General features: G+C 51.6%; 12 protein-coding genes. 6 read left to right on the top strand and 6 right to left on the bottom strand.

Annotation, left to right across the window (positions count from 1 at the left end):
- The first annotated feature begins 231 nt into the window (after window positions 1-231).
- Window positions 232-1152 (top strand): Rpn family recombination-promoting nuclease/putative transposase, encoded by a 921-nt coding sequence (locus ACMGDE_RS03810; RefSeq protein ID WP_436831429.1) that lies wholly within the window; start codon window positions 232-234, stop codon window positions 1150-1152.
- A gap of 1 nt (window position 1153) precedes the next feature.
- On the opposite strand, the gene ACMGDE_RS03805 is transcribed toward ACMGDE_RS03810, so the two are convergent.
- From ACMGDE_RS03805 to ACMGDE_RS03785, 5 genes are all read right to left on the bottom strand, one after another.
- Window positions 1154-3547, bottom strand: a complete 2394-nt coding sequence (locus ACMGDE_RS03805) for an ABC transporter permease (RefSeq protein ID WP_436831428.1) — start codon at window positions 3545-3547, stop codon at window positions 1154-1156.
- 74 nt (window positions 3548-3621) lie between these two features.
- Window positions 3622-4296 carry an ABC transporter ATP-binding protein gene (locus tag ACMGDE_RS03800; RefSeq protein ID WP_436831427.1) on the bottom strand — a complete coding sequence of 225 codons (675 nt, stop codon included), beginning with the start codon at window positions 4294-4296 and terminating at the stop codon, window positions 3622-3624.
- Between the two features lie 343 nt (window positions 4297-4639).
- Window positions 4640-5287 (bottom strand): DUF6266 family protein, encoded by a 648-nt coding sequence (locus tag ACMGDE_RS03795; RefSeq protein WP_436831426.1) that lies wholly within the window; start codon window positions 5285-5287, stop codon window positions 4640-4642.
- Window positions 5288-5564: 277 nt separating this feature from the next.
- Window positions 5565-7787 carry a hypothetical protein gene (locus ACMGDE_RS03790; protein ID WP_436831425.1) on the bottom strand — a complete coding sequence of 741 codons (2223 nt, stop codon included), beginning with the start codon at window positions 7785-7787 and terminating at the stop codon, window positions 5565-5567.
- Window positions 7788-7821: 34 nt separating this feature from the next.
- Entirely contained in the window at window positions 7822-9036 is a 1215-nt protein-coding gene (locus tag ACMGDE_RS03785) for a TCR/Tet family MFS transporter (RefSeq protein ID WP_436831424.1), read from the bottom strand.
- Window positions 9037-9198: 162 nt separating this feature from the next.
- Between ACMGDE_RS03785 and ACMGDE_RS03780 the strand changes: the two genes are divergently transcribed.
- The 5 genes from ACMGDE_RS03780 (at window position 9199) to ACMGDE_RS03760 (ending at window position 16058) form a co-directional block, all read left to right on the top strand.
- Complete coding sequence (locus ACMGDE_RS03780) at window positions 9199-9876, top strand: YceI family protein (protein WP_436831423.1); 678 nt, start codon at window positions 9199-9201, stop codon at window positions 9874-9876.
- Window positions 9877-10206: 330 nt separating this feature from the next.
- Complete coding sequence (locus ACMGDE_RS03775; protein ID WP_436831777.1) at window positions 10207-10422, top strand: alpha amylase family protein; 216 nt, start codon at window positions 10207-10209, stop codon at window positions 10420-10422.
- A gap of 47 nt (window positions 10423-10469) precedes the next feature.
- Window positions 10470-12182 carry an FAD-dependent oxidoreductase gene (locus ACMGDE_RS03770; RefSeq protein ID WP_436831422.1) on the top strand — a complete coding sequence of 571 codons (1713 nt, stop codon included), beginning with the start codon at window positions 10470-10472 and terminating at the stop codon, window positions 12180-12182.
- A 59-nt stretch (window positions 12183-12241) separates the two neighbouring features.
- On the top strand, window positions 12242-14908 hold the full coding sequence (locus ACMGDE_RS03765; protein WP_436831421.1) for a PQQ-dependent sugar dehydrogenase: 2667 nt from the start codon (window positions 12242-12244) through the stop codon (window positions 14906-14908).
- A 67-nt stretch (window positions 14909-14975) separates the two neighbouring features.
- Window positions 14976-16058 carry a Gfo/Idh/MocA family protein gene (locus ACMGDE_RS03760; RefSeq protein WP_436831420.1) on the top strand — a complete coding sequence of 361 codons (1083 nt, stop codon included), beginning with the start codon at window positions 14976-14978 and terminating at the stop codon, window positions 16056-16058.
- A 15-nt stretch (window positions 16059-16073) separates the two neighbouring features.
- Here the strand turns inward: ACMGDE_RS03760 and ACMGDE_RS03755 are convergent, their stop codons facing one another.
- Window positions 16074-17285, bottom strand: a complete 1212-nt coding sequence (locus tag ACMGDE_RS03755) for an ATP-binding protein (protein WP_436831419.1) — start codon at window positions 17283-17285, stop codon at window positions 16074-16076.
- Window positions 17286-17312: the final 27 nt, after the last annotated feature.

Raw genomic sequence — 17312 nt, 5'->3', positions numbered from 1 at the left:
GCTGTTTAATCACTTAATTCGTTGCAGTTTTTGCGCCAAATTGATAAATATTTATTAATCAGATATTTATGTTGTTTTGTGCTGCAACAGGTGTTCGATATCGAACACCTGTTGTTCATTTGCGGACAGATAAGTCGGGGACATCGTGACCGCAAATTATTTACTAATTATTTTAGCTTTTTGGTTATTGTTGTTATATTTGCATCCAGTAAATTATTAGCATCAACCACCATGAAACAACCAAGGTACATCGACCCACTGACGGATTTTTCGTTCAAACGGCTATTCGGCACCGAGCCGAACAAAGATTTGCTGATCGACCTGCTCAACGGGATATTCGGGGGTCGAAAGGTTATCACGGATGTCGTGTACAACAAGAACGAGCATGTGGGCGACGGGGAACTGATTGGTTCGGTGATATTCGACCTGACGTGTACGGGCGACGACGGCTCGCAGTTCCTGATCGAGGTGCAGCGTACGGAGCAATCATACCTCAAGCAACGGATGCTGTATTACTCAAGCAAATTGATAGCCGACCAGGCACCGCGGGGCCGGCGTGCGGCATGGAACTACGGCATCAGCGAGGTGTATGTGATCGTACTGATGGATGGATTTTCCATGCCCGGGGGCAGCGATGGTAGGTACCTGCATGATATTTGCCTGTGCAACAGGGAAACTGGTAAAGTGTTTTATGAGGAATTAGGTTATTTCTATATTGAATTGATTAATTTTGTGAAGGAAGAATCGGAGTTGGAGACCGATCTGGACCGGTGGTTACATGTGTTGACCAATATGTCTGGAATGGACAAGTTGCCGATTTACCTCAGAAAACCGATATTTGAGAAATTGTTTGATATATCGGAATACAGTAAACTCAACAAGGAGGAACGAACCATGTATGATGTCAGTTTAAAACGCAGGTGGGACGAATACAGTGTGCGGGAGACGGCCCGTGAGAAAGGTTATGCAGAGGGTCTCGAACAGGGCCTAGAACAAGGTCTAGAACAGGGCCTAGAGCAAGGCAAACTCGAAACCATCCGCAATTTGATTACGGAATTTGATTTTTCAGACCAGCAGGCAGCCAAGGCCGCAGGCGTTCCACTTGAAGTTGTCCAGGAAATCCGCCGGGAATTGACCGATAAGAAGAAATAGTTCACTCATCCCGCAAAGACTCCACCGGGTTCGCCACCGCCGCCCGTATGGCCTGCCAACTTACCGTCAGCAATGCAATCGCCATAGCAGCTAGACCAGCCATCGCAAACATCCACCATTGGATATCGATGCGATAGGCAAAATTCTCAAGCCATTTGCTGAAGCCCCAATACGCTAATGGACAGGCAATGACGAACGCCACGATCACCAATTTGATGAAGTCAAGGCTCAACAGGCGCACCAGCGAAGGTACCGTGGCGCCGAGTACCTTGCGCACACCGATTTCCTTGGTGCGTTTCTCGGCAGTAAAAGCCGCAAGGCCAAACAAGCCAAGACATCCCACGAATATGGCCAATACCGAAAAGGACAACAATACCGATGCCGTCTGCTGGTCGGATTGGTACAGGCTTTTCAAATGGCTGTCGAGGAAGGTATAATCAAACGGAGCGTCAGGCACAACCCTTTTATAAGCCGCCTCATATTGACGTAATGTTTCTCTTAAGTCGCCCGTGTTAAAACGCACCATCAGATAACGAACGGTCTGGGGAGTGTTCGTAAAGGCGTATGCACCCATGGGATTATGCAACGTGGCATAATTGAAATTATCGACCACGCCGACGATGTAGGTGTTATCGCCGAAGCCGGCCGAAACCTTCTTGCCGATGGCTTCTTCCGGAGTGAGGCCAAGGTAATCTACAGCATATTTATTGAGCACAGCTTCGAAAATCCATCCCCCATCCTGCGTGGTATCGCTATTTACCCGTTCGTTGACCATTCTTCCCGCCAACAACTCCAGTTGCAATACGCTTTCGATATCGCCAATGACCCGGTTTGCAGAGAGCGCTGCCCCCTGCTTATCGGAATCGTCTCTGTGGATAAAATGACCGCTTTCGCCCCTTCCCGGAAACGCTTGGGACACCACCATGCTTTGCGTGGGGGCTAATGCACTGATCTGGTTTCGCAGGGCATCCAGTTCTTGATCGTTTTTTAGCGAACCTATGCTGATCGCGATGACGTTCTCCGGATTATAGCCCAGCTTGCGTTGGCTCACGAAGTCCATTTGGCGGTACATGATCACAACGCCTACGATGAGGACGATGCTGGCACTGAACTGCAATACGACGAGTGCCCGGCGGAAAAGCGCCGAACCCGTCTTGACGGTTTTTCCCTTCTGGAGGGCTTCCAGCGGCGTATAGGAAGAAAGGATGACGGCCGGATAAAGGCCGGAAACCAACGTCAGTGAAAGCCAAAGTACGGGCAGTCCCATCCAAAAAACAGGGTGCGAAAGGGTAGTATATACCAGCATTTTGCCCGATAACGCGTTGAATAGGGGAATGCCCATGACGGCAAGCGCCAGTCCGAACAAGATGGAAATCAGTGTCAACAAGGCTGTTTCGGCATAGAACTTACCCACCAGTCCCTTCCGGCTGGCACCAAGGGCTTTGCTTACCCCCACCTCCTTGCTGCGTTGCTGTGCACGTGCAGTAGCGAGGTTCATGTAGTTGATGGCGGCCATCAGCAGCAATGCGATCGCTAAGTAAGTAAGTTGCTGAAGTTGTTTGGCGTCGCCCCGCCGGTTGCTGTAGGCTTTGATTTCCGCCGAATTTAAATGCACGTCTGTCAACGGTTGGAGCGACAAGGTATAATACGTGCCTTCGGCACCCACATGTTCATTGATCATCTTCGGAAGGTAATCTTCCACCTTGCGGTAATCGTCGGAATCGTTCAACATAATCCAGGTTTCGAAGCTGGCATTGTCCCACTTGAGGTCTTTCGAAAAGCCCGATGTAGTAAATGAACCGATCAAGTCGGCATCAAACGTGCTGGTCGCCGGCAAATCGGCATAGACCCCGGTCACCTTCAGTGTGGTATTCCTATCCAATTCCACGGTCTTATTGATCGGACTTTCATCGCCGAAATACTGCTTGGCCTTGCGTTCCGAAAGGAGTACGGTGTTTGGTTCGCTGAGTGCCTTTTTTCGATCGCCATGAACAAACTGAAGGTCAAAGATTTCCACGATGTCCGGGTCGGCCCAGTACAGGCGACTTTCGATATAGGCATCGCTCCCGATCGTGATACTCGCATTGTCGCCGAAGCCGTTCAGCAAGGTGCGGGCAGACCGTTTCACTTCGGGGATGTTGTCTCGCACCGTGGGGCCTATCGCATTGGGTACACCGGCCCAAAGCATCTTGCTCTCTTCGTGGTTGACGTGTGCGATATAACGGAATATCTTATCCCGATCGGGAAACGTATCGAATGACCGCTCCTGGATGACAAAGAGCGAAAGGAGAAGCGCTACACTGAGCCCTATGGCCAGCCCGAAAATGTTCAATAGGCTGAACAGTTTGTTGTTCAGTAAATTGCGCCAAGCGGTTTTGAAGTAGTTCGTTATCATTTTTTTAGACGTTAGACAACAGACCAATCACCGGCCACTCATCACCCATTACAGGTCACCGGCCACCACCAACGTTAACCAACCGTTTCCATCAGTACCTGTCCATCCAGCATGCGGATGACGCGGTCGGCGTAGCGGGCATCGTGTTCACTGTGGGTCACCATCACGATGGTCGTACCGGCTTCATTCAGTTCGGTAAGCAACTGCATCACCTCGTTACCGTTGTTCGAGTCGAGGTTACCCGTGGGCTCATCCGCCAGGATCAGTTTGGGGTTGTTCACCACCGCACGGGCCACGGCCACACGCTGCTGCTGACCACCGGAAAGCTGCTGCGGAAAGTGGTTGCGGCGGTGCATGATCTGCACCTTCTCCAACACCTCCTCCACCCGTTTCTTGCGCTCGGCAGCAGGCACCTTCGTATAGATGAGCGGCAGTTCCACATTTTCGAATACCGTCAGTTCGTCGATCAGGTTGAAGCTCTGAAACACGAAGCCGATATTGTGCTTGCGCAGGTCGGAGCGTTTCCGTTCGTTGAATTTGGCTACTTCGATGTTGTTGAAAAGATAGCTTCCATTATCCAGGTCGTCCAGCAAGCCGACAATGTTGAGCAGGGTAGACTTGCCGCAGCCCGAGGGTCCCATCACCGCCACAAATTCACCCTGTTTTACATGGATGCTCAGGTTGTTGAGCGCAATCGTCTCCACCTCCTCGGTGCGATAAAATTTTTGCAGTTCTGTAATTTTAATCATGTTATTTAGCTTTCGGCAGTCGGCTATCAACTTTCGGCAGTCAGCCTATGCGTGGTTCGTTACTTATATTGTTTGGTTAATTCCAGTTATGTCAATCATCTGTTTGTGTGCCAGTCACGTTAATCGTTCATATACATTATCGTTCCAAAATTTTAATGTATTGAAAGTCAGTCAAATGATTCGCCTATTGATTTTAAGACTGTTCGATATCGAACACCTGTTGTCCGCAAGCGGACAATTAATTTGATTACGTTGGCGATACGGAGATAACCCTCAAGTGTGATCCGGCTCAGTCAAGCGGATTGGCGCGCTGGGGTATAGATTGGATGAGCGCTGATTGCCATTACCTAGTCTCGGCAGGAAGGTGGAAGTATGCGCTGTCGGAAACGACTTCACCGCCAAAGGACATAAACGTACAGAACGCGTGCACTTCGGTGCCTGCCCAGTCTTCATCCGCTTCAATGGTACATTCACCCGCATCGCGTGTCGATTCGTTGAAGAAAGGAAACCACTGATCCAGCGAAACGGAATAGATAACGAAGGAGAGCAAATCGCCCACGTGGGCATGTGATTGACCGGCATTGTTGTGCCACATGATCCGTAATCCGGCAGCAGTCCATACAGCGGTTAGCTCCTTGGGGCCCGGCAACTCACCTTGGCTAACCTGGAGTTTCGTCCAGTCGATTTCGAGATTAGGGTACTCACCTTTGAGTGCATTCTTTTTGTTCAATGACAGGGCCAAGTTGAAGGCACTCATGTTCAAGGACGCCGCGGCATCTCGGAAGCCAATTCGAATGAATACCTTGAGCGGCTGGAGCACCTCCATGATACGTTTCATGGCCTGCTCATTGGCCAGTCGCGCTTCGCTGCGTGGTTTATGGCTCTTGCGGGGCAATCCGCGGATCACATCAAGGCCTTTCCATTTATAACCAACGACGCTCCCTACTTTTCCGCTGAAGCTTCCATTGGGTCCATTTTTGAATACTGCCATACTGTTATCTCCTGATGTTTCACCTCCAAATATAAACTGTTTTCTAAAATTATTGAAATATTAATCGAATATAATTAATAGATAGTACGCTTGTCATTCGTATTTGACCCTATCATGTCCCTATAAAAACCCTATAAAATACCTATAATATACCCAATAATTTAAAAAGCAATGGCCAATTGGCAACCTCTCAACCAGCAGCCTTTCAGCCAATAAAAAACGGCGGGAAGAGCATTGCTTCCCGCCGGTCTATCATTTTTCCTGTACCGTTACCTGCTTACCAATCGAGTTTCACGTGCATTCCATCCGGATGGTTTTCGAACTGGAGAAAATACGTATGCGATGATGCGTCCCACGATGTTTTGACGGCGCTGACGGGATCTCCGGCAGGATCCGTGACTGTGAATTGACGGGGTTCTGCTGGCAACAGCACGCGCATGACATTGGTGGTATTCAAGGGGCTCCGGCAGACAAAAGCGTAACCATTTCCGGTGACATCCTCGTCGTAGATCCGCGAAGCGGAGGCCAGTACCTGTGGCTTGGAAGGATCGTCAACCCGGCTGATGTGGTATAACAACGCTTGCCGGCCCGGCTGGATGACTTTTTGGGCAAGCACGGGCAACTCCGGATCGTATAGATCGATCACCGGGCCGTCGATGGTAAAGGGGGCTGCATCTTCATGTTCATCCAAGACGGCAGCGATATCGTATGGCCCTCTTTCCAAATACAGCTGGTTCTTGAAAAGAAGCGGCTCGGCCGACTTCCGCTCATACAACGCGTTGACCACCTGAATGAATTTCTGATCTCCACCTTCTTGCAGTACATACTCTTTCGGGTCGCTGCGGAGGATGTGCACGACGCCCTTGCCGTATGGGTATTCCCCATCAGGGGCACCGGCCGCGATCCCCAGCTGTTCGAAGAGGTGATCGGAGGGGCGCTGGTAGTCATTCCCTTCGGCATTCCACCATTCTTCGACGGTCTGATAGGGATCCTCGTCGCGCCCGCTGTACACCAGCGCGCCGCCTTCCTTAACCCATTGGGCGATGTGGGCATGCCCCTCGGCCGACATGGGCTTCATATTGGAATAGGTCATCAGGAGCACTTTGGTGTCTTTTAAGGTCTCCTTGTACGACACGTTTTCCAGGTGAACCGTCTTCACGGGAACACCCCGCTTCAGAAACGGCAGTGCCTGCCCGTAAAAATTTGACAGTTGCGGATCTTCATAGCCGTCATGGGTGGGAAACTGCTGGAACATCAATGAATTGGCCATCAACACGCTGATGCCGGGACTGCCGGAGACGGTGTTTTCCGATAGCGGCATGTGGTTCAGGGTATTGATCATGACCTGCATCTGCGTCGAATAGTGACGCGGAATGTTTGCTTTCTCCTCGCTGTCTTTGCTGACCCGGTACTGGCCCTCATAAATGCGGTCGGGCCAGGGCATGACCTCGTAGTCGGCGATATTGGGATACAGCAGCTGGGCGGTAAACGTGGCTTCGTAGTTGTTCTTGTAGTCTACCCAGTCGCGGGGCCAGTCTTCGATCGGATCGGTAAGGAAGAACATCTTCCTGCCGGTAGGGGCTGTCATGGATTCCATGGAACCATATTCCAGGAAAGCTGTTTCAAATACACGCTCCTTTTCCTTGCCGTTGAAATAGTTCGGTTCCCGGGCAGTGCCTGTCCACACTTGCGCAATATAACCGTCTACCACATCCAGCGAAGCCAGGCTGGCCTCGGGGCTCACGATCTGCCATTGTGAATAGTTGACGAGTGAGTGCGTCGGCACATAACAGCGAACATCCATGCCCTTGCTTTTCCCGTAGGCTTTGGCATAGGTAAATACGTCTTTCAGGGCGTTATAATACAGTTGATATTTCAACTTGCTGGACAAGTACGTGTTTTCGGGCGATTCGTGCTGCGGGCGCCACGGGAAGCCGTAATACGCCTGCCATTCCCGCTTAAACGCTTCGCTATACCCCGCGCGCGCCCAAAATTCGGGTTCTTCCATGTAGATGGCATCAATACCCGCATCGATCACGCGTTTCACATGTTTCTCCTTGATGTATTTCAGGTAATTGGCGGTCGGCACGATATAGGGAACCATGCGGCCATGCCAGATGGTGTCGCCGTCCTGCTCTACCTGCCCTTCGTCTAAGTGCCATTTGCCGTCCCATTCGCCGGTGAAGTAGTCCTGGTATTCACCCCAGGCGATCCCCGTCATGAAATGGGTGGTGTACCCGCGTTCCCGCCAGGATTGTACCCGCTCCTCAAAGGATTTCCCCTTGTGTTTGTCGGAGGGGTTCCCGCCGACGCCGTAAACCATGGCAATGTCTGCCCGTGTGTCGGTAACGGGCTTCCAATGCTGGGAGGTCTGAAAACTGGTTTTTTCCCGTGTTTTGATTTTCCCGCTTTGGTCGGTCTGCTTCAGGGAGGTGCACGAGGCGATGCTCAGCAGACAAAGTGATAGAATCGTGATGTTGACTCGTTCGAAAGATTCCATTTGGTTTTTTTGTTGGTTAACGATAAGGACAAATTTACCTCTTCCTGGTCATCACCCGATGGATAATGATCAGTCCACCGAGCATGCATATGGCCCCGATCAAGAAATGGACACCCGGAAAGTGGAAAGGAGCCTTATCGGTCGTGAAATAAGAAAATGTGTTATTCATGATGAGCGGCCCTAAGATGGTGGTGAGGCTCATCAGGCTGGTCAGCGCGCCTTGAAGCTCACCCTGCTGGCTGCTATTGACATGCCCGGCAATGACCGCTTGCAGCGATGGGCCGCAGATGCCTCCGAGGCAGTACGGAATCAAGAACGCAAACATCATCCAGCCTTCGGAAGCAAAGGCAAAGAGCACCAGCCCTAAGGTATATAAAGAAAGCCCGAGATAGATACTTTTTTCGTTTCCAAGTTTCGGCGTGATGACACGGGTGAGGCCCGCCTGCACGAAGCCCGTGAGGACACCGACCGTAGCCAGGGAAAAGCCGATCATTTTTTCGCTCCAGTCAAAACGGTAAATGGTAAAAAAGTTCCAGTTGCTCTGCACGGCCTGTGCGCCGAGATAAATAAGAAAAAAACTAAGCGCAAGTCCGCCGATTTCCGGATGCTTGGTCAGGAAGGCCAGTGAGCCCCAAGGATTGGCCCGTTTCCATTCGAACGCCCGGCGATTGTCCTTTTGAAGCGACTCGGGCAGCAGGAAGTATCCGAATAGGCAGTTGATCAGGCACAGTGCCGCAGCGGCATAAAACGGTGCCCGCAGCCCCCATACGGCGAGCAATCCGCCCAATGCGGGACCCAACACGAAGCCTAAGCCAAATGCAGCCCCGATAAGGCCGAAATTTTTTGCCCGCGTGGTCTCATCCGTACTGATGTCGGCGATATACGATGCAGCGGTGGTAAAGCTGGCTCCGGTGATACCGGCGATGACGCGGCCCAGGAACAGCCAACCGTATGTGGGTGCCCAGGCGAGGATCATGTAGTCGATACCGAAACCCAGCAGCGAAAAAAGCAAGATCGGACGCCGCCCATACCGGTCGCTGAGGTTGCCGATCACGGGGGAAAACAGAAACTGCGTGATGGCAAATACCGACAGCAACAGGGCGCCATAGGTGCTTGCCTCGTTAACCGGGATGCCCTTTAGCTCGGCGATCAAATCAGCCATTACGGGTATGATGAGTCCCCACCCCATGACATCGATCAACAAGGTGACGAAGATAAAACCGATGGCCGCGCGCTTGGATGTCTGCATAGCAATTACAGCGAAAAGTTACCGGGCCAATATTAGTGATAATTTCAATCGAACCATTACTCATCTGCAACTAATGTAGCCAAATTGTCAAATAATATAATTGTGTTTGAACATGTAATTTAATGTTGTTTTATTTGCGGCTTCATATTAACAATTAAAAACATGAAGAAATTTAATGTACTAATCTTAGCAGGCCTGGCATTTTTCGCGGTGTCATGCGGTAACGCGTCTAAGAACGCTGCCGTTAGCGAAGAGCAAGAGGTTGCCGAAAAACAAGGCGATGTTTATGCGGTTGATTTGGCTAATTCGGCGGTCAATTGGAAGGCGTATCACAAGGGCGGTTTTGCGCCGCGCTGGGGCACATTGGGCATCAAATCCGGAGAAGTTACGGTGGCCGATGGCAACATTACGGCCGGTGACTTCGTCATCGACTTCGAATCACTGAAGGTGGATTCGGCATCGGTAACCGAGGCGGATAAGAAACATACCGACTTAGAAGCCCACTTGAAGAATGAGGACTTTTTCAATGTGACCAAATTTCCCACCGCAGCGTTCAAGATCACGCAGGTTGCTGACTTGGATACGGCTTCGGCCACCGGAGCGATCGAAGGGGCTAACAAGACCGTGAGCGGAAATTTGACCTTGCTTGACAGCACGCTGAATATTTCTTTCCCGGCGAAAGTTGCTGTGGCCGGCGGAAAAGCGTCTGTACAAGCACAATTTACCGTTAACCGCGCTGATTGGGGCATTAAATTCGGCACCTCCGAAGCGGATCCTGCTGAATGGGGTATCAGCAAAGATATTGAGATCGGTATCGATGTAGAAGCTGCTGCGCAGTAACCATATTCTGACCGTACAACTTTTGAAAAAAGCGGAATATCCGATTAAAGGATGTTCCGCTTTTTTTTAATGGCTCAAACCGTCTTAATTTTTACTTTTTCTTTATAATTGCGTTATTAAATCCGTTAATGCCTCAAGGCTTCCATGCCCAATGACCGAAAGCGAAAAATACGTATGTGAATTACAGGAAGGGTGCGAATCAGGTTTGTACCATTTCATCCAATTGCATGGCAAAGCACTGCGTTTCTTTGCCTATCGCCTCGTCCGAAGCAGGGAAGCCGCTGAAGAAATTGTGTCTGACGTGTTTTTGGGTCTGATAATCCGGAAAGTATCGAATATGGGCTGGCCAGGGGAAAGCGGCTGCTCCATGGCGATACCAAAATGCATGGGAGTATATATGCATTGAATCATCGCGACAATATAGAAGAGGCTGTTTATCTTTGCCTCAAAGATTCCGATGGGTTAATGGTGTTCGACATCGTGCAGGTGATCGGATTCGATCAATGGGATGCCATCAAACGCGGGATCGCGCGGTCGGGTTTTTAAAGGATACGCAGCATGCACTCAAATTTTTTGAAGATCCAACTATCGTGATGAAACGCAGAACATTTTTAGAAGCATTAGCCATCGGTGGGAGCGCGATTGCTGCTACCCCGTTAACGGGCTTTTCCGCCGCGGCTGAAGTGAAGGGGCAGGGCGGAACGGGCGGCGAGCTGCTGGAGGCAGATATTGTGATCGCCGGGGGCGGTTTAGGTGGTTTTGCCGCTACCCTGGCGGCGCTCCGCAACGGGCACACGGTTATCCTGACCGAAGAAACGGACTGGATAGGGGGGCAGCTGACACAACAAGGCGTACCGCCCGATGAGCATCCATGGATAGAGACCATGGGAGCCACGCAGCTTTACCGGGATTTCCGGAACGGCGTCAGGGAATATTATAAACGGAACTATCCCCTGACCGATGAAGCTAAAAGCAATCCGTTGCTGAATCCGGGCAATGGCGTGGTCTCGGCTTTGTGCCACGAGCCGCGGGTGGCGCTGGCCGTGTTGACAGCTATGCTCGATCCCTACCTGAGTAGCGGCCGCCTGGTGCTGTTGCTGGAACACAAGGCGATAAGTGCCGAAACGGCGGGCGACGAGGTACGGGCCGTGCTGGTGAAGGAATTACGCTCGGGCAGGCAGAAAACGCTCATGGCTCCTTACTTCGTCGACGCGACTGAACTGGGCGATCTGCTGCCGCTGACGGGAACCGAATTTGTGACCGGAACCGAGGCTAAAAAGGATACGGAAGAGCTACACGCTCCGGAAGTGGCTGATCCGGATAATAACCAAGCATTTACCGTCTGTTTCGCAATGGACTACCTGCCGGGTGAGGACCATACGATCAAGCAGCCGGCCAATTACGCGTTTTGGAGAAGCCATGTGCCGGACCTGAATCCCCCATGGCCGGGCGAATTGTTGGGACTGCATTACTCCAGTCCACAGACGCTGGAATCGAAAATGCTTGGGTTCCATCCGGAAGGGGTGCCTACGGGGAATACCCTGAACCTGTGGAACTACCGGAAAATCATCAGCACGAACAACTTTAGGGAGGGGGCCTATGCCGGAGATATCACCTTGGTAAACTGGCCACAGAACGACTACATGCTGGGGAACCTTGTCGGTGTTTCCGAAAAGGAATTCGACAAACATGTCGCTGCCGCCAAAGAGCTGAGCCTTTCGTTGCTTTACTGGCTGCAAACCGAGGCTCCCAGGCCCGACGGTGGCAAGGGGTGGCCAGGCCTCCGTCTGCGCAAAGACATCATGGGCACGGAAGATGGTTTGGCCAAGTATCCCTACGTGCGGGAGTCGCGCCGCATCAAGGCGGTCTTTACCATATTGGAGGAACATGTGGGCAAAGAGAATAGGGAGCTAGTCGCTGGCGGTCCCGTGGATAAGGCTGCCGAGTTTCATGACAGCGTGGGCATTGGGTATTACCACATCGACCTGCATCCAAGCTGTAATGGAACCAACTACATCGATTTTGATTCCCTGCGGTTCCAGATCCCCTTAGGAGCGCTTTTGCCGATCAGGATAAAAAACCTGCTGCCTGCCAACAAGAACATCGGCACCACGCATATCACCAATGGCTGTTATCGGCTCCATCCGGTAGAGTGGAGCATTGGCGAGGCCGTGGGTCTGCTGCTTACCTACGCGATGCGCAAGCAGGTGGCTCCCAAGGAAGTGCGGAGTGACCAGCAACTCCTTCAAGGATTCCAGCAGTTCATCCGGGTACAGGGGATCGAAACCGAATGGCGTGACGAATAGGATGGCGGCTGAACGATGAAAAGAATATCACTTGCGACTTTTCTAACTTAATGACGATAATGAAGCCATCATTCCTTATTCTTTTTGCCGGTATCTTGATCGCTGGCTTGTTCGCAACCTGCAAGCATCACAAAGGGGGCGCAGGTACGAAACCCGACAGCAGCCGCTATACTCGTGTCGTGCTGACCGAAGGGCTGGACGAACCGATGCAGATGGCCATCCTTCCGGGGGGCGACGTGCTGTTTGTCGAGCGCAAGGGCGGTGTGAAGCTTTATAAACAGGGAAGCGGGGACCTGAAGGCGATTGCCAATTTCAGTGTATTCAGCGGCATTGAGGATGGTTTGTTGGGTGTTGTCATGGATCCGGGCTATGAAAAGAATCACTGGGTGTACTTTTACTATGCAGTAGCGGGCGAAAAGGCGGTGAGTCGGTTATCGCGTTTCGAGTTCCGCAACGACAGCCTGCTGCAGGCTACGGAAACGGTGATCCTGGAAATTCCGACACAGCGGATTTATTGCTGCCACTCGGCAGGCTACCTGCGGTTTGATATGGCGGGCAACCTGTACCTTTCTGTCGGCGACAACACCAATGCCGAAGAGACAGAAGGCTATACGCCGGTAGACGAGCGGCCCGGACACGAATTGGCTGATGATCAAGCGACGGCGGCCAATACCAACGACCTACGGGGGAAGATTCTGCGTATCAGGCCCCTGCCAGAAGGGGGCTATAGCATACCAGCGGGCAACCTCTTTCCGCCGGGTACCCCAGATACCCGCCCGGAAATCTATGTGATGGGTACCCGTAACCCCTATCGGTTCAGCATCGATAGCGAGACGGGATTCCTCTATTTCGGCGATGTCGGTCCGGACACCCAGGTGGAATCGCCAGCGGGCGAAAAAATGAGCTACGATGAGATCAACCAGGTGCGGGAACCGGGTTTCTTCGGATGGCCATATTTCCTGGGTAATAACGATGTCTTTCCGAAATACAACTACGCAACCAAGCAGCTCGAATCCGGAAAGGACCCCGCCAAGCCTTTGAATGAGTCGCCCAATAATACCGGGCTGCGCGAATTGCCCCCGGCAACGCCTGCCATGATCTGGTATGGCAAGGGCGATTCAAAGCAATTTCCGTTGGTGGGCAATGGGGGTGCCTCTGCCATGGCCGGACCGGTTTATTACAGCGAGCATTTCAAGGATGCCCCGTATAAACTATCGGACTATTACAACGGCAAGCTTTTCATCTTTGAATGGATCAGGGGGTGGATCATGGCGGTCAGTTTTGATGAAAACGGCAATTTCGGTGGCATGGAACCCTTTCTGGACCACTGGAAGTTCGATGCTCCGGTGGATATGCAATTTGCGCCGGATGGAGCTATTTATGTGCTGGAATATGGCACGAATTGGTTTTCCAAAAATACGAATGCCCGTTTGATAAGGATCGAATATGCGGAGGGCAACAGGAAACCTATCGCCGATATCGCGTTGGACAAGCAGTACGGGGCAGCTCCGTTTGCGGTGCAACTTTCGGCTACCGGATCCAAGGATTACGACGAAGGAGACCAGCTATCGTTCCGCTGGCGCATTGAAGGCAAGGGTTACGATGGCGAAAGGGTGTCGCACACCTTCTCCAAGCCAGGTACTTACGAGGTGGAACTGACGGTGAGTGACGATCATGGCGGTGTCGGACACTCCACTGCGCGCATATATGTGGGCAATACCCCGCCCAATGTAGCTATCCAGACCTCATCCAACCGTAGTTTTTATTGGGACGGTGCCCTGTTGGATTATCAGGTGAGGGCAACGGATGCCGAGGATACCATTTCTCAGGATAAAATTGAGACAGTGTTCGGCTATATCCCCAATGGCAAGGATGCCGCCTTGGTGCTGAGCGGGGGGCAGGATCCAAGCCGTATACAGCACTTGAAGGGACAGCAGTTGATTGCCAATCTGGACTGCAAATCCTGCCATTCCATCGACAAGGAATCGGTAGGCCCCACGTACCAAGCGGTGGCGGTGAGGTATGCCAAAAAGGCCGGATCCGAGGAGTTGCTCATTGACAAGATCATCCAGGGCGGAAGCGGCAATTGGGGAGAGCGGGCCATGTCGCCGCATCCGGCGTTGCCGCGGGAAGATGCAAAGGAGATGGTGCGCTATATTCTTTCCTTCGCGGGTGAGCGCGAGCGGCTGCCGGTGTCAGGTAAGCTGGCGTTGACCGCGCATCAAAACGGAGTCGGTGATGGCGTGTACCTGCTCCGCGCCACCTATACCGACAACGGTGCGGGCGGTATTCCGCCCCTCAGCGCGCACGATCATATCCTGCTGCGCCGTCCGCGAGTGCAAGCGGAGGATTTTGATGCAGGAAATGTGCGGATTGCCACGATTACCACGGCCTTCTTGTCTTATATATACGACATTAAGGACAGTAGTTACGTGGCCTTCCGGGATGTAGACCTTACGGAGGTACGACGTATCGCGTATCGCATCCAGCCAAGCGGGGTGGGCGGCGCCATTGAGCTTCGTCTGGACAGCATGGCGGGCGCAGTGGTTTCCCGCGTCGACGTGCCCACGGGCAACTACAGCGGTGCGGAGGACGGCTGGCGTGAGATCGTAGGGGCAGTCAGTAACACTTCAGGCAAGCATGACCTGTATGTTGTATTCGTCAATCAAGCGGGACGGGAGCAACCACTGTTCAATATCGATTGGCTCGAATTTCATAATCGTTAAACAGCAAGAATGTATACTATTTTTATTGATTTTTAAGGAGAACAACGCACGTAAACGATAGCAAACGATGGAAAAGCAAAAGAGACCCCTGCGGGTATTGGTGGTTGGCTGCGGCAATATGGGGGCCTCCCACGCCCAAGCTTATCACGATATGGATGAATTTGAAATTTGTGGACTGGTATCTACCGGCGATAGTAAAGTGAAACTGAATGCGCTGTTGGGAGGCGGATATCTCCTGTACCGTGATTTCGAGGAGGCACTTGCAGCCACGCGTCCGGACGCGGTTTGTATCTCCACCTATCCGGACACCCATGAAGCCTATGCGATTCGTGCTATGGAGGCCGGCTGCCATGTGTTTATCGAAAAGCCTTTGGCCGACAGTGTTGAGGGTGCGGAGCGGGTAGCGGCTGTGGCCGCGCGTACGGGGAGGAAGCTGGTGGTGGGTTATATATTGCGTTATCATCCGTCGTGGCAGCGCTTTATCGAGCTCAGCGGCAAGCTGGGAAAGCCATTGGTCATGCGGATGAATCTCAATCAGCAGAGCCAGGGGACGATGTGGAATGTGCATCGGAATCTGATGAAAAGCCTGAGCCCCATCGTGGATTGCGGCGTACACTATATCGACGTGATGTGTCAGATGACAGGCAGCAAGCCTATCCAGGTCAATGCCATCGGTGCCAGGCTTACGGATGATATCCCGGAGGGGAACTACAATTATGGACAGTTGCAGATCCGCTTTGAAGATGGGTCGGTAGGCTGGTACGAGGCCGGGTGGGGGCCTATGATCAGTGAAACGGCGTTTTTCGTGAAGGATGTCATCGGGCCGGAGGGTTCGGTGTCTATCGTGGCGAAGGAAGCGGGTGGCAGCGGGCATTCCGATGACGTAGCGGCCCATACCAAGACAGAGTCACTGCGTTTCCACCACGCCGCTATCGATGATACCAATTCGTTTGTAACACCGGACGAATGGATAGATCTAACGGACGAACCGGACCACCAGGAATTGTGTAACCGGGAGCAGCGGTTCTTCCTGAAAGCCATCGAGGAAGACTTGGACCTGACCGAGGCAACCGAGCATGCGCTGAACAGCTTGCGTATTGCATTTGCTTGCGATGAATCGGTGAAGACCGGCAGTCCGGTATCTTTATAGCGTAGGTGCGACGGGTTAATACAGTAAGCCAAACAACCAAAGCGGGATTTTATTGTCGATGCCCACGTCAATGTTGTCCGCAGCAATGAAAGCCCGGTCGACACCAGCAAGCTGCTTCTGTCCTTTGGCTTTTCCACCCACTTCAATGGTAATGGTACGGTCTACCAGAAAATCGCCTTTGGCCGGCAGGGAGACTTTATGTTTGGCATTACGAAGTTGGTTGAGTAAAAACGATTCCCGGCGGCTGCCGCTGTTGGCTTGTGTAGCGGCAACGGCACGATGAAGATTGGGGTTCTCTAAATAGACCTTTTCGGGCTTTTGTAGTGTACTGATACTGGCTCCCGAGGCGTCGAGGATATTGATTAATCGTGCCTTCTCCAGATAATGCAGGTATTGGACTACGGTTTGGCGGCTGATACCTATTTTGTCGCTCAATTTGCTGATATTTGGTTTGAAAGGCACGTTTTCGGCTAAAATGGCCAATAATTGCAAGACTTTACCAGTGTTGTTAATATCAAAACCATCAATAAAACGGAGTTCGGTTTCAATGATCAATCGTATTACCTGCTCGATACGTATAAAATATGTATGGATATTTTCGTTGAAAAACGGGTAGTAGCCATGGTCGAGATAAGCTTCAAAGTGGCGAATCGGTCGAAAATCCTTGCTCAAATTCAATGCAATTTGTGTATGATGCGCGAGGATATCTTGTAAGGATAGGATTCCGGTCGTATAGACATCCGCAAAGTGTAGGTACTCGCGGAATGAAAGGCCACTCAATTCATAGAAAACCGCTCGGCGGCTGAGGTCGGCTTCCTGCCGGTAAATGTTTATGACGGATGATCCGGTGAATACGATATGAATGTCTTTATACGTGTCGTAGATGTTTTTAATTTCCTTCGCCCAGCCATCGTATTTATGCACTTCATCAATAAACAAAATGTTGCCTCCGCGCAATCGGAAGCTTTCAGCTAAATCAACGAGCCGGTTGGTAGCGAAATAAATATCGTCTAAAGAAATGTACAACGCTGACGTGTCCGGAGGCAGCGCCAGCTTCAAGCGTTGAAGTAGAAGTGTTGTTTTTCCCGTTCCTCGAGCCCCCAATACACCAATCAACCGATCTGACCAGTCGATTTGCTGATAGAGCTGACGAATATGTTCTGTCGAGACCTCCTCTCGTAGATAGGAAGATTTAATAATGAGCTTTTCCATTTGCAATGCTTTCATTGCAAATATAGGATAATATGTTAATTG

The organism is Parapedobacter brassicae, assembly GCF_051400755.1.
GTDB lineage: Bacteria > Bacteroidota > Bacteroidia > Sphingobacteriales > Sphingobacteriaceae > Parapedobacter.
Note: the sequence above shows the minus strand (reverse complement) of the source record. Positions and strands in the feature narration are given on the sequence as shown.

Excerpts from the sequence above, each read along its gene's own strand:
- ACMGDE_RS03810 (WP_436831429.1), top strand. The coding sequence starts at position 232 with ATGAAACAACCAAGGTACATCGACCCACTGACGGATTTTTCGTTCAAA.
- ACMGDE_RS03805 (WP_436831428.1), bottom strand. The coding sequence starts at position 3,547 with ATGATAACGAACTACTTCAAAACCGCTTGGCGCAATTTACTGAACAAC.
- ACMGDE_RS03800 (WP_436831427.1), bottom strand. The coding sequence starts at position 4,296 with ATGATTAAAATTACAGAACTGCAAAAATTTTATCGCACCGAGGAGGTG.
- ACMGDE_RS03795 (WP_436831426.1), bottom strand. The coding sequence starts at position 5,287 with ATGGCAGTATTCAAAAATGGACCCAATGGAAGCTTCAGCGGAAAAGTA.
- ACMGDE_RS03790 (WP_436831425.1), bottom strand. The coding sequence starts at position 7,787 with ATGGAATCTTTCGAACGAGTCAACATCACGATTCTATCACTTTGTCTG.
- ACMGDE_RS03785 (WP_436831424.1), bottom strand. The coding sequence starts at position 9,036 with ATGCAGACATCCAAGCGCGCGGCCATCGGTTTTATCTTCGTCACCTTG.
- ACMGDE_RS03780 (WP_436831423.1), top strand. The coding sequence starts at position 9,199 with ATGAAGAAATTTAATGTACTAATCTTAGCAGGCCTGGCATTTTTCGCG.
- ACMGDE_RS03770 (WP_436831422.1), top strand. The coding sequence starts at position 10,470 with ATGAAACGCAGAACATTTTTAGAAGCATTAGCCATCGGTGGGAGCGCG.
- ACMGDE_RS03765 (WP_436831421.1), top strand. The coding sequence starts at position 12,242 with ATGAAGCCATCATTCCTTATTCTTTTTGCCGGTATCTTGATCGCTGGC.
- ACMGDE_RS03760 (WP_436831420.1), top strand. The coding sequence starts at position 14,976 with ATGGAAAAGCAAAAGAGACCCCTGCGGGTATTGGTGGTTGGCTGCGGC.
- ACMGDE_RS03755 (WP_436831419.1), bottom strand. The coding sequence starts at position 17,285 with ATGAAAGCATTGCAAATGGAAAAGCTCATTATTAAATCTTCCTATCTA.